Annotated in this window: 11 protein-coding genes; 10 read left to right on the top strand and 1 reads right to left on the bottom strand. The window is 66.7% G+C overall.

What is annotated here, in order from left to right; translation table 11 throughout:
- The first annotated feature begins 1 nt into the window (after position 1).
- The 10 genes from accD (at position 2) to ACPEES_RS01070 (ending at position 11,088) form a co-directional block, all read left to right on the top strand.
- Entirely contained in the window at positions 2–892 is an 891-nt protein-coding gene (accD, locus tag ACPEES_RS01115) for an acetyl-CoA carboxylase, carboxyltransferase subunit beta (protein ID WP_435100038.1), read from the top strand.
- A 7-nt stretch (positions 893–899) separates the two neighbouring features.
- Entirely contained in the window at positions 900–2,180 is a 1,281-nt protein-coding gene (locus ACPEES_RS01110; RefSeq protein WP_435100035.1) for a bifunctional folylpolyglutamate synthase/dihydrofolate synthase, read from the top strand.
- A 98-nt stretch (positions 2,181–2,278) separates the two neighbouring features.
- The gene (locus ACPEES_RS01105; RefSeq protein ID WP_435100032.1) at positions 2,279–2,977 is read left to right on the top strand and encodes an SPOR domain-containing protein; all 699 of its coding nucleotides are present in this window, start codon (positions 2,279–2,281) and stop codon (positions 2,975–2,977) included.
- A 300-nt stretch (positions 2,978–3,277) separates the two neighbouring features.
- Entirely contained in the window at positions 3,278–3,874 is a 597-nt protein-coding gene (locus ACPEES_RS01100; RefSeq protein WP_435100029.1) for a CvpA family protein, read from the top strand.
- A gap of 27 nt (positions 3,875–3,901) precedes the next feature.
- Positions 3,902–5,419 (top strand): amidophosphoribosyltransferase, encoded by a 1,518-nt coding sequence (gene purF, locus ACPEES_RS01095; RefSeq protein WP_435100026.1) that lies wholly within the window; start codon positions 3,902–3,904, stop codon positions 5,417–5,419.
- A gap of 271 nt (positions 5,420–5,690) precedes the next feature.
- Positions 5,691–6,884, top strand: coding sequence for an O-succinylhomoserine sulfhydrylase (locus tag ACPEES_RS01090; RefSeq protein ID WP_435100023.1), 1,194 nt, complete (start codon positions 5,691–5,693; stop codon positions 6,882–6,884).
- A 2-nt stretch (positions 6,885–6,886) separates the two neighbouring features.
- Positions 6,887–8,125: a glycerate kinase type-2 family protein gene (locus ACPEES_RS01085; RefSeq protein WP_435100020.1), complete on the top strand. Its 1,239-nt coding sequence runs from the start codon at positions 6,887–6,889 to the stop codon at positions 8,123–8,125.
- The gene (locus tag ACPEES_RS01080) at positions 8,115–8,945 is read left to right on the top strand and encodes a ferritin-like domain-containing protein (protein WP_435100017.1); all 831 of its coding nucleotides are present in this window, start codon (positions 8,115–8,117) and stop codon (positions 8,943–8,945) included. Before ACPEES_RS01085 ends, ACPEES_RS01080 begins: the two co-directional genes overlap by 11 nt.
- 120 nt (positions 8,946–9,065) lie before the next feature.
- Entirely contained in the window at positions 9,066–10,613 is a 1,548-nt protein-coding gene (locus ACPEES_RS01075) for a BCCT family transporter (protein WP_435100014.1), read from the top strand.
- A gap of 34 nt (positions 10,614–10,647) precedes the next feature.
- Complete coding sequence (locus ACPEES_RS01070) at positions 10,648–11,088, top strand: hypothetical protein (RefSeq protein WP_435100011.1); 441 nt, start codon at positions 10,648–10,650, stop codon at positions 11,086–11,088.
- Positions 11,089–11,147: 59 nt separating this feature from the next.
- Here the strand turns inward: ACPEES_RS01070 and rlmKL are convergent, their stop codons facing one another.
- Complete coding sequence (gene rlmKL, locus ACPEES_RS01065; protein WP_435100008.1) at positions 11,148–13,304, bottom strand: bifunctional 23S rRNA (guanine(2069)-N(7))-methyltransferase RlmK/23S rRNA (guanine(2445)-N(2))-methyltransferase RlmL; 2,157 nt, start codon at positions 13,302–13,304, stop codon at positions 11,148–11,150.
- Positions 13,305–13,350: the final 46 nt, after the last annotated feature.

The following is a 13,350-nucleotide window of genomic DNA, read 5'->3' as shown; positions in this document are numbered from 1 at the left end:
GATGAGCTGGTTCGAGAAGCTGATGCCCTCGCGCATTCGCACCGAAGCGGGGTCCAACCGCAACCGCAGCGTCCCGGAAGGGCTGTGGACCAAGTGTGACGACTGTAGTGCCGTACTCTATCGGCCGGAGCTCGAGCGCAACCTCGAGGTCTGCCCGAAGTGCGGTCACCACATGCGCGTCGGCGCCCGTCAGCGTCTGGAATGGTTTCTCGACGAGAATACCCGCACGGAGCTGGCTGCCGACGTACAGCCGGTGGATGCGCTTCGGTTCCGGGACAGCAAGAAGTACAAGGACCGCCTGGCTCAGGCGCAGAAGAATACCGGCGAGAAGGACGCGCTGGTGGCGATGCGCGGACACGTCCATGGGCTGGAGGTGGTCGCCACCGCGTTCGAGTTCCGGTTCTTGGGCGGCTCCATGGGGGCGGTCGTCGGTGAGCGCTTCGTCCGGGCGGCCTCGGCAGCGCTCGAGGAACGCTGCCCCCTGGTGTGTTTCACCGCGAGTGGTGGCGCCCGCATGCAGGAGGCGCTGTTCTCGCTCATGCAAATGGCGAAGACGAGCGCTGCGCTGGCACGACTGCGTGAAGCGGGCGTGCCGTTCATATCCGTGCTGACGGATCCGACCACCGGTGGTGTCTCGGCGAGTCTGGCAATGCTCGGGGACGTGAACGTCGCCGAGCCCAAGGCGCTAATCGGCTTCGCCGGTCCCCGCGTCATCGAGCAGACGGTCCGGGAAACCCTCCCCGAGGGGTTCCAGCGTTCGGAATTTCTGCTCGAGCACGGCGTCGTCGACATGATCATCGACCGCCGCGAAATGCGCGACCGTCTGGCCAGCCTGATCGCGATGCTGACCCATCAACCGGCGCCGGACGTGCGGCGTCTTACCGACGGCTGACAGTACCTTGCGCTTCACACGGGTCGACGACTGGCTGAGTTGGCTCGAGACCCTGCATCCGAGGAGGATCGACCCGGGGCTCGAGCGGGTGGCGTCCGTGGCGCGGCACATGGGGCTGGATGCCCCCGACGCCGCCGTGATCACCGTGGCGGGAACCAACGGCAAGGGCAGCACCGTTGCGGCGTTGACCGCCCTGGCAGGTGCCAGCGGACACCGTACCGGCGCTTACACTTCCCCGCACGTGCGCCGTTATAACGAGCGCATCGCCATTGACGGTGAACCGGTGTCCGACGAGCTGTTGCTGAGCGCGTTCGACGCCATCGATCAGGCGCGTGGGGGAATCACGCTCAGCTATTTCGAGTACGGCACCCTCGCTGCTCTGTGGTGCTTCCGGGAGCGTGACTGTGACATGTGGCTGCTCGAGGTCGGCCTGGGTGGGCGGCTCGACGCCACCAACGTGGTGGCGCCGACGGTGGCGGTCATCACCAGTGTCGGCGTCGACCACACAGAGTGGCTGGGGCCGGACCGGGAGGCCATCGGCCGCGAGAAAGCCGGCATCCTGCGTCCGGGAACACCGCTGGTCTGTGCCGATCCGGAGCCTCCGCAGAGCGTTCTTGATTGCGCCAACGAGCTCGACTGCCCAATGTATCGGCTGGGGCAGGCATTCGACGTCGAGCCAGGGGCCGACGGTTGCTGGAATTACGTCAGCGGCAGTCGCCGGATGCCGGGATTGCCAGCGCCCGGCGGTGTGCCGCCGCGATTGCTTTCCAACCCGGCGGCGGCCATCACCGCTGTCGGGCTCCTGCGTGATGGACTGCCCGATGATGCCGAGGTTGTTGCCGACGCACTGGGCGCTGCCGTACCGCCGGCGCGCTGTCAGCGGTTACAGCGCCGGCTGCCGTGGATCGTCGATGTCGCCCACAATTGCGACAGCGCCACAGCACTCGCCGAGCGACTCGCCAGCGAGCCGTGTGCAGGCCGTACCCACGCCGTCTTCGCGCTCATGGAGCGCAAGGATGCCGCGGGTATCGTGACCGCGATGCGCAAGGAAGTCGACGTCTGGCATCTGATCGAAATGGACGATCGGGGGCTGCGCGCGCCTGACGAGCTGGCCGCCCTGTTGCGCGATGCCGGTGCGTCGGTGGGGCAGATCGGCGATACCGTATCGCTGATGGCGTCGCTGGATAGCGCGGCAGGAGCCACGGATCGAATAGTGGCGTTCGGTTCGTTTCGCGTGGCCGAGGAAGTGCTCGCCGCCCACGAACACCTGTTGCCGGCCGGGTTGTAGCCGGGTTGGCCGGCGCGCCTTGCATTATGCGCTTGGGAATGGTCGACAGGCCCTAGTAACATGAGCCTACGAAGGCCCGCACGGACTTGGGAGCGTTCGTGGATACGCGACTCAAACACCGCGTCGCCGGCGCGACGATCATCGTCGCGTTGGTGGTGATTTTTTTGCCCATGCTGCTCGACGGCCCGGTCGAGGAGCGTCGGATCACCGTGCCCATGGAGGTGCCGCCTCCGGAAGTAGCGCCGGTCGAATCGCTGCCCGAGGAAGACTTCGCGACACAGCCTGATCCTGGCGCTGACGCCGAGGACGAACCGGCGCCGGTGGTCACGGCTCGACCCGATGAGAGTGACAGTCCATCCAGCGCGCCGGAGACCGCCGACGAGGCGGGGGCGGCTACCGAGTCGCCGGCATCGGCCCAGCCGTCGCAGGAGCCCGTCGAGGAATCGCCGAAGGTGGCAACCGAAGCGTCGGAACCGGCGGAATCTCCCGGGACTGACGACTCGACCACCGGGGCCGGCGACGATTCGTCGTCGCCGCAGGCATCCCAGGACCAGGGACCCGGACCCGGCGACTGGGCCGTCCAGGTCGGTGGCTTTCGCGAGCGGGGCAATGCCGTGGCCCTGCGCGACCGTCTTCGCCAGGCGGGATTCAACGTCTACGTCGACCGGGTGAGCTCCGATGGTCGCCCGCTATACCGGGTACGGGTCGGCCCGGTGCTCGAGCGAGCGGATGCCGAGGCGCTGGCTGAGCGGATTACCCGGGAGCAGGGGTTGCAGGTACTCGTGGTGAGTCGTTGAGCCACGGTTTCCGCCCTGCAGGCGCGGCGGGCCACTCGTCGGCCGACAGGGGCGCTCGCGTGAGGCAAGGGCGCGCTCGCATCGAAGGGACACGGGAGAGGGGCATCTGGTAGACTCGCGGTCATCGTTCCAGCTGTCTTCGTGGCCCTGACTCGCAGACTGCGTCCAATTCCCCGGCACTATGGAGCTTTCTCTGGTCGTTGACAGGTTGGGGCCATTGGCAGTGGACAAGGCTCGCCCCGGGCGACCCGGTGTGGTTGGCCGGTGGGCCGGGTATGCGTGCAACGTGCGGGCTCGTGCATGAACTGGCTGGATCTCGTCTTGCTCGGCGTCATAGCCGTGTCCGTTCTTATCAGCATCGTGCGGGGCTTCGTCAGGGAAGTCCTCTCCATCGTTGCCTGGGGTGCCGCGGCGTGGCTGAGCATCCGCCATGCGCAGACGGCATCGGTCTGGCTCGCCGACTATATCGATTCCCCGACGTTTCGGATCGCTGCGGCCTTCGGGCTGATTTTCGTCGGGGTTCTCCTCGTCGGAGCCATCGTCAACTATGTGGCGGGGCAGCTGGTGGGGCGTACCGGGCTGTCCGGCACGGACCGGGCGCTGGGGGTGGTGTTCGGCGGCCTGCGCGGGGTGGTGATCATCGGGGTCGCCGTCCTGATAGCGGGGCTCACGGCCGTCCCGCGGGAGGTCTGGTGGCGGGAATCGACGCTCGTGGCCTGGTTCACGCCCCGGGTCTGCGCCCTCGGCGTGCGCCACTGGCTCACGGATCTGCGGGTCTACTCGCCGCTCGACGACGAGCGCGTGGCCGAGGGAACGCCGGCGCGGGACTACTGGCGCGAATTCTGCGGTGATCCGCGGCCACCGGAGACGGGGCCGGGTGATCGACCCTCTGAGTGAAGACGGCAAGCGGAGGCACGATACGCAATGTGCGGTGTGATCGGCATGGTCGGCTGTGGGCCGGTGAACCAGTCGCTGTATGACGGCCTGACCGTGCTCCAGCATCGGGGGCAGGACGCCGCCGGTATCATGACCTACGATCAGGGGCGGCTGTATCTGCGCAAGAGCAACGGCCTGGTGCGGGACGTCTTCCGCACGCAGCACATGCTCCAGCTCCAGGGCAACGTGGGCATCGGCCACGTGCGCTATCCCACGGCGGGTTGCGCGAGCTCCGCCGAAGCGCAGCCGTTCTATGTCAATTCACCCTACGGCATCAGCCTCGCGCACAACGGCAACCTGACCAACGCCGAGCAGATCAAGCGCGATCTCTACCTCGAGGATCTGCGCCATATCAATACGAACTCGGATTCCGAGATCCTGCTCAACGTCTTCGCCCACGAGCTGGGCGAGATGCGCAAGCTGCACATCGACGAGAAGGACATCTTCAACGCCGTCGAGGGTGTGCAGCGGCGTTGCCGGGGCGGCTTCGCCGCGGTGGCGATGATCAATGGCTACGGCGTGGTCAGCTTCCGGGATTCCTACGGCATCCGCCCACTGTGCTTCGGGCGCCGCGACACCGAGGAGGGCACCGAGTACATGATCGCCTCCGAGAGCGTGGCCCTCGACGTGCTCGGCTTCGAGCGTATCCGGGACGTCGCGCCCGGCGAGGCGGTCTTCATCGACCTCGAGGGCAACCTGCATACACGCCAGTGCGCGGAGAACCCCGTGCTCGCCCCGTGCATCTTCGAGTACGTGTACCTCGCCCGTCCGGACTCCATCATGGACGATGTCTCGGTGTACAAGTCGCGGCTGCGGATGGGGCGGATGCTCGCACGTAAGATCATGCGCGAATGGGCCGATCACGATATCGACGTGATCATCCCCGTGCCCGACACCAGCCGGACCGCCGCGCTCGACATGGCCTACGAGCTCGGGGTGACTTACCGCGAGGGGTTCATCAAGAACCGTTACATCGGGCGCACGTTCATCATGCCCGGTCAGTCGGTACGCAAGAAGTCGGTGCGCCAGAAGCTCAATCCCATCGAGCTCGAGTTTCGCGGCAAGAACGTGCTGCTGGTGGATGATTCGGTCGTGCGTGGCACCACCAGCCAGCAGATCATACAGATGACACGAGAGGTGGGGGCGAACAAGGTCTATTTCGCCTCCGCCGCGCCGCCGGTGCGACACCCGAACGTCTATGGCATCGATATGCCCGCCGCCCACGAGCTCCTCGCCCACGGTCGTGACGAAGCGACGATCGCGGAGGTCATCGGTGCCGACCGCGTGATCTACCAGGATCTCGACGACTTGATGACCGCCGTGCGCGAGGGCAATGAGGCGCTGGAGCGCTTCGACTGCTCGTGCTTCGACGGCGAGTACATCACCGGCGATGTCACGGATGCGTATCTGCAGGAGCTCGAGATGGTGCGCTCCGACGACGCGAAACAGCAGACCGGCCAGGGTGCCGCCGCCAATCTGGATCGCGCACTCGGGCGCGCCGATTGACACTCCGGGAGCCCTCGCCTTACCGTAGAGTGAGGCACTTTGCCAAAAAGTGGAAAGTCGTTCCGGCGCCGATTTGAGTTCTCAGCTTGCGGGCGCCCAACAAATGCGGCTAAAGCGAGGAGCAGCGGCCCGCGTCGTTCGCTCCCGGCGAACCGCGGGCCGTTGTGTTCAGGGCCGGTTGTAGTCTCCCCCGCGCACCTGCCGGGGTACGACATCGGGCCCCGGGCTGCTTCCCCGCCGCAGCCGCAGATCGAGCAGTCAGAGGTCAGTTATGAGCGACAGCGACAGCCAGGGCTGGGGCACGGCGACGCTTGGCGTGCGGGCCGGCCAGCAACGCACGCCGGAGCAGGAGCACGCCGAGCCGATCTTCACCACGTCCAGCTTCACCTATGGCAGTGCGGCGGAAGCGGCAGCGAAGTTCGCGGAGACCGAGCCGGGCAACATCTACTCACGCTTCACCAACCCCACCGTGCGCACCTTCGAGGAACGGCTCGCCGCCATGGAAGGGGGGGAGGCCTGTGTCGGAACCGCCTCCGGCATGTCCGCAATCCTCTCCACCTGCATGGCGTTGCTCGACGGCGGCGATCACATCGTCGCCTCGGCGAGCCTGTTCGGCTCCACGGTATCGCTGTTCAACAATCACTTGAGCCGTTTCGGCGTGTCGACCACGTTCGTGCCCCTCGCTGACCTTGCGGCGTGGGAGGCGGCGATCACTCCCCGAACGCGCATGCTGTTCGTGGAGACCCCTTCCAACCCGCTCACGGAGCTGGTCGACCTGGAACGCCTTGCCGGCATCGCGCGAGAGCACGGAGTCATGTTGGTGGTCGACAATTGTTTCTGCACGCCAGCACTCCAGCGGCCTCTGGCGCTCGGAGCCGATCTCGTCGTGCATTCGGCGACCAAGTACCTGGACGGGCAGGGCCGCTGTGTCGGCGGCGCGGTAGTCGGTGACAGCGAGCGTGTCGGCAAGAAGGTTCGCGGTTTCCTCCGCAATGCCGGCCCCTGCATGAGCCCGTTCAACGCCTGGGTATTTCTCAAGGGCCTGGAGACCCTGGCAGTGCGCATGCGAGCGCATGGCGAAAACGCCGCGGCTCTGGCGGGCTGGCTGGAGACACACCCGGCGGTGGAGCGGGTCTACTATCCCGGCCTCGAGAGCCACGCGCAGCATGTGCTGGCCGCACGGCAGCAGCGCGGTTTCGGCGGCATCGTCTCCTTCGATGTGGTCGGCGGGCGCGACAATGCCTGGGCGGTGGTGGATGCCACGCGCATGCTCTCCATCACGGCCAACCTCGGCGATACGCGCACGACCATCACCCATCCGGCTACCACCACGCACGGCCGCAACACCGACGACCAGCGCCGTGCCGCCGGTATCGGCGAAGGGTTGTTGAGGATCTCGGTGGGCCTGGAGGACGTGGACGATATCAAGAACGATCTGGCGCGCGGCCTGCAGCGACTGGAGTGAGGATGAGCGTCAACAACGATCTGGAAGCGATGTATCACGCCGCCATCGAGGCGGTGAAGGGCCGCAGCGCTGTGCGTCGCTGGCTCGAGGACCACCCCTTGTCCGGCGAGTGGCACGTGCTCGCGCTGGGCAAGGCCGGCTGCTCCATGGCACACGGCGCGATGGACGTCCTGGGTGACCGCGTCACCTCCGGGCTCGTGGTCACCCGCGAAGGCTACCTGGACGAAGCGATCACGGCGGACGCACGTTTTCGCGTGGTGGAGTCCGCTCACCCGGTTCCGGACGGGCGTAGCCTCGAGGCCGGACGGGCAGCGGTGGACTTTCTCCGGGAGGCTCCGGCGAACGCCCGTTTTCTGCTGCTCGTATCGGGGGGGACCTCCGCGTTGCTGGAGCTGCTCGCCGACGAGGCCGGTGCCGAGCAACTCGCCGAACTCAACCGCCGGCTGCTGGCGAGCGGGCTGGACATCATCGCCATGAACCGCATTCGCAAGCGTTTCTCGCGGGTCAAGGGCGGCCGGCTCGCGCGCTGGCTCGACGGGCGTGAAGCCAGGCAGTTGGTGATTTCCGACGTCCAGGGGGATGATCCGGTCGCCATCGGCTCGGGGCCTCTGGTGCCCGATCCCGACCCGGACCGTTCGCCGCTGCAAGCCGAGTTTCGCGACCTCTGCGCCGAGGCCGAAGCGCCGCCATCGCCGGACGACCCGTGTTTCTCCGCCCTGGAAACCCATCTTGTGGCCACTAACCGCCACGCCCGTCATGCCGCCGCGGAAGAGGCTCAGCGCCGCGGCTATGCGGTCACGGTTCACGACGACGTATTTCTCGAAGGCGACGCCGTCGCTCTCGGACGGGAGCTCGCCCGCACTGTCATCGACGGGGCGCCCGGGGTGCACGTGTGGGGCGGCGAGCCCACCGTCGTGCTCCCGCGCGAGCCGGGCGAGGGCGGTCGCATGCAGGCACTGACCCTGGCTGCAGCCACCGAGCTCGCCGGGCATTCGGGTTGCTGGCTCCTCGGTGGCGGCACCGACGGTGCAGACGGTCCTACCGAAGCGGCCGGGGCTGTGGTGGATGGCGGCACCGTCGAGCGCGGAACGGCCTACGGAGCGCCGGCGGCAACGGCGCTGGAATGCGCCGATGCCGGCCGCTACCTGGCCGCCAGCGGTGACTTGCTACATACGGGCCCGACCGGCACGAACGTCATGGACGTTGTCATTGGCCTGCATCAGGGCAGCGATGAGCGCTAGTGGCGTGCTCGAACGCCTGGAGGCGTGTATCGACCTGGCACGACCCGACGCCAAGGTCGACGCGGTGCATGCGCTTCGGGCCGACTGGCAGGCGGGGCAACTCAGCGAACCGCCGGCGAGGCCCGCAGCGCGGCCGATCGGCCCGCCCGGGCGGCCGGAGAGACCGGAGCTCGTCCCGCCAAGGGCGTTGCCGAGACGTCGGCTCGGCAGCGTCGACGGCCGTGCGGCGCTGATCCACGCGGTTACTCATATCGAGTTCAACGCCATCAATCTGGCGTTGGACGCCGCGTACCGCTTTCGCGGCCTGCCCCGCGCCTATTACGACGACTGGTTGCGCGTGGCCGAGGACGAGGCTCGTCACTTTACGCTGCTCGCCCGTCGTCTCGAAGAGCTCGGCTACGCTTACGGCGACTTTCCCGCCCACAATGGCTTGTGGGAAATGGTCGAGGATACCGCTCACGACGTGCTCGTCCGCATGGCCCTCGTGCCCCGCGTACTGGAGGCGCGCGGGCTGGACGTGACACCCGACATGATTCGCCGCCTGGAGGAAGCCGGGGACAGCGATACGGCGGATATCCTGCGGGTGATCCTCGATGAAGAGGTGCCCCACGTCGCCATCGGCTCGCGCTGGTTCCGCTGGGCCTGCGAGCAGCGTGACGTCGATGCCGAGCCGACGTTTCGCGAGTTGCTTGGCCATTACATGCGTGGGCGTGTGAAAGGCCCGTTCAACGTGGATGCCCGTCTAGCCGCCGGTTTCTCCTCCGACGAACTCGCCGCGCTCGAAGCGCTGGACCGGGCGGGTCAGCCCGACGCCCGGTGACGGTTTTCCCCGCCGTCTGTCGTTGATACCCGATTACGTTTAGCATACGCGTGGCCGCCCATACCGTACGGTACGGGCGGTGCCACTCATTTGCGTGCGAGGCCGAAAAGGAGCGATTGCATGAAGGTCAACCCACCGGTCTTCTGGACTTCGGCGGTGGTGATCGTCTTGTTCGTGTTGTTCGGCGTTACTTATACGGACAATATGAACGAGGCGTTCAGCGACGTACTCAGCTACATCTCCAGCAACTTCGGCTGGTTCTATATTCTGTCGATGACGGCGTTCCTGGTGTTCGCCGTGTTTCTGTTCTTCAGTCCGTTCGGCAACATCCGTCTGGGCAAGGACCACGACGAGCCGGACTTCAGCTACCCGACCTGGTTCGCCATGCTCTTCAGCGCCGGTATGGGGATCGGGCTGGTGTTCTGGGGCGTCGCCGAGCCAATGTTCCACTACCTCTCGCCGCCTGCTGGCCCGGGCGAGACGGCGGCGGCGGCCCAGAATGCCATGGCGATCACGTTCTTCCACTGGGGGCTTCATCCCTGGGGCGTATACGTGGTGCTGGCACTGGCGCTCGCGTTCTTCAGTTTTCGCCACGACCTGCCGCTGCAGATCCGGTCGACACTTTTCCCGCTCATCGGTGACAAGATCGACGGCCCCATCGGGCATGGCGTGGAGATCCTCGCTGTCTTCGGCACCCTTTTCGGCCTCGCGACGTCACTGGGCCTCGGCGTGATGCAGATCAATGCGGGTCTCGACTACCTGGGGCTGATGGACAAGGGCACGGCCCAGCAGGTGCTGCTCATCGCCGTCATCACGGCGGCGGCGACCGTGTCCGTGGTCACGGGCCTGGACAAGGGCATACGCCGTCTTTCCGAGATGAACCTGGTGCTCGCCCTTATTCTGATGCTGTTCGTGTTCGTCATGGGGCCGACGGTATTCCTGCTGGATTCGCTGGTGCAGAACATCGGCGAGTACATTCGGCAGCTCGTGCCGCTGTCGTTCAAGGTCCGCGCCTATGACGAGGCCGGTCACGAGTGGGCCAAGTCCTGGACGCTGTTCTATTGGGGCTGGTGGATTTCCTGGGCGCCGTTCGTGGGCATGTTCATCGCCCGGGTCTCCAAGGGGCGCACGATCCGCGAATTCGTCGGCGGCGTGCTGCTGGTACCGACACTGCTCACCTTCCTTTGGATGACGGTGTTCGGCAATACCGGGCTCTACATGGAGCTCTTCGGCGGCGGCGGCATTGCCTCGGCGGTGAATGAGAACGTCGACACCGCACTTTTCGTGCTGCTCGACAAGCTGCCGCTGGCGGCCATTTCCAGCACCATCGCGGTGCTGATCGTGGCGACGTTCTTCGTGACCTCCTCGGACTCCGGCTCGCTCGTGATCGACATCCTCACCTCGGGGGGGGATCCCAACCCGCCGGTCGGTCAGAAGATTTTCTGGGCGGTCACCGAGGGTGTGGTGGCCGGTGTGCTTCTCTGGGTGGGCGGCCAGAAGGCGCTCAGCGCGCTGCAGACGGCATCGGTGAGTACCGGCCTGCCGTTCGCGCTCGTGATGCTGTTCGTCTGCTACAGCCTTTACAAGGGACTGAGCGCGGACCGTCGTCTTCGCCAGCGCGTCTATCGCGCCGGGGTAGCGGTTCCGCAGGAAGAGCCGGCCGAATAGGGCCGCTTCGCCAGGTGACTTAACGGAGGAAGCCATGAAGGATTGGCGCGAGCGACTCAATCGAATCCTAAGCCGCCGCGGCGGCCCGCAGGAGACCCCCGAAGACGAGCTCTCGGACTGGCGCAAGGAGCTTGCGGACTTCTTCGAGAACACGGTGATGTCCGCGTTCAACGAGCTCAAGGACGAGCTGGCACGCCACGGTCGAGAGGTTCAGATCGAGAAGGGCATGAACCACGCGTCCATGACCGTGTATTACAACGGCGAGGAGGAATTCTCCTACGCCATTCGGGGGCATGCCTATCACAAGATGTCATTCGCCTTCCCCGCCATGGGACATGGCCAGGGTCCGCGAATCGCCTACGTCTCGGTGCAGAATCCTGGCGAGGAGGCCGAGGAGCGGCGGGTGAAGTCGTTCTCCAAGGATCGGATCATCGAGGACTTCCTGGACGACTACGCCCGCTGGCGCGGCTGGTGAACCCTGCCGCGCTTCGCGTTGAGGCCGGCCCTGCGGGGTCGGCCTTTTTTGCGTCGGCGCTACCCGGCGGTGATCCGCCAGCAGGCGTGTATATCCGGACGCCGCTTGAAATCCGGTGGAATGGTCGCAGCGGAGATGTCCTCGGCGTTCAGATGCGCTGCCGACACCGCCTGCGCATCGAACCGGAACCCCCGCCGATTGGTGGAAAAATAGAGCACGCCACCCTCGCGGAGCAGGGCGGCCGCATCGCGGATGAGTGTCACGTGGTCGCGCTGGATGTCCAGATCACCCCGCATCGCCTGGGAGCGCGATACTGACGGCGGGTCGAGAAAGATCACGTCATAGTGGGTACCGTCCCCCCCATCGGCCAGCCACCGCGTGCAGTCCTTTCGCAGCAGCGTATGGCGGTCGTCGGCGACGATGCCGTTGAGTGCCAGGTTCTCCCCGAGCCAGCCGAGATACGTCCGTGACAGGTCCACGCTGGTGGTGCGGGCGCCGGCAAGAGCGGCGTGGACGGTGGCGGCTCCCGTATAGCAGAAGAGATTCAGGAACCGTCCCTGTCCTGCCTCCTGTGCGATACGCTGGCGTAGTGGCCGGTGGTCGAGAAACACCCCGGTATCCAGACGGTCGCTCAGGTTCACCCTCAGGCGTGCACGGCCTTCGGTGATGACCGTGGTCAACCCGGCATCGCCCTGGCGCTCGTACTGGCTGCCACTGCGCCGCCGGCGCCGGATCTTGAGCACGACGCGTTCGGCAGGCAGTGCCAGCGCCTCTGCGACCGCCGCCAGGGTGGCACGGCGTCGGGCTTCAGCCTTGCGCGGGGCGATTTTCTCCGGCGGTGCGTACTCGGCGACGTGGGCATAGCGCCCGTCGTTGCCGTCGTATACGTCCACGGCCACCGCGTATTCGGGCAGATCCGCATCATAGATGCGGAACGCGCCCGCGCGTTCGCGTTGCGCCCAGCGTCGGAGGTGGCGCAGATTCTTGCTCAGCCGGTTGACCAGCGCGGCCGGGGCAGTGACGGTGCTGTCGACACCGGCCCGCGTCGGCGCGTCCGAGAGTTCGTAGACACCGAAGCGCGCCGGGAGGCGGCCGTTGTAGAATCGATAGACGTGGCTCGATCGCAGTCCCAGCGCTGCCAGCAGCTGGGAGTGGCCGGTAAATACCGCCAGCCGCCAGCCGGGCAGCGCTTCCCGGGCCCAGTCGCCGAGCTGCATGTAGAGCCGCTCCACGGGGCGGTTGGCTTCCAGTCGCCGCCCCCATGGCGGATTGGTGATCGCCAGTCCGGCCGGTAGTGCGATCGGCTGCCTGGGCTGGTCGTCGAGAGCGCGTTGCACGATTTCGACGGCGTCGGCGAACCCGGCCCGCCGCGCGTTCTCCCGGGCCACCGACACCGCGCGGGCGTCACGGTCGAAACCCATGATCGATGGCTGCTTGCGGCGGCCTGCTTCCGCGCGCTCCCGGGCCTCGGCGATCAGGCCGCGCCAGATGTCGGCATCGGCGAGACACCAGTGACGGAAGCCGAAGTGCTCTCGCAGTAGCCCCGGCGCGGTGTCCGTTGCCATCAGCGCGGCTTCGACGAGCAATGTGCCGGAGCCGCAGAACGGGTCGACGAGCGCGCCGCCGCGGGCGGCGATGGACGGCCAATCGGCGCGTACGAGCAAGGCCGCGGCAAGGTGCTCCTTGAGGGGCGCTTCGCCGTTGTTGCTGCGGTAGCCCCGGCGATGCAGGCTCTCGCCGCTGAGATCGATGGAAGCGGTCACCCGCCCGCGGGCGAGTCGCAGGTTGCAGCGAATGTCAGGGTGGGCTGGCTGCGCACGCGGTGGTGCGAGGCCCAGGTCGTCGAAACGGGCGCGAATGGCGTCCTTGCTCAGACGGGCGCTGTACCGGTTGTCGCGGAGGGCGGCATTGCTGCCGACGAAGTCCACGGCGAAGGTGGCCTCCGGTGGCAGGTGGTATTCCCAGGGGAGAGTGCGTAGTCCCCGGAACAGCGCGTCCGCGTCGCTGCCGTCGGTATCGCCGACCTGTGCGAGAACCCGGGAACCGAGTCGTGACCACAGGCACAGGCGCATCGCCGTGGCCACGTCGCCGCGACAGGCCACGCCAGCCCGGGTCTCGCGTACATCCCCGGCGCCCAGGGCGGAAAGCTCGGAGGCGAGCAGTCCTTCGAGATTGCGAGGGGTTGTGACGAAGAGTGGGTGATCGGCTGCGGGCATGGGCGGTTCCGTGTGTGGGCGCGGATAATTGCATTGGTCCGCGCCG

Origin of the sequence: Arhodomonas sp. AD133 (assembly GCF_051195215.1) — a bacterium.
Classification (GTDB): domain Bacteria; phylum Pseudomonadota; class Gammaproteobacteria; order Nitrococcales; family Nitrococcaceae; genus Arhodomonas.
Note: the sequence above shows the minus strand (reverse complement) of the source record. Positions and strands in the feature narration are given on the sequence as shown.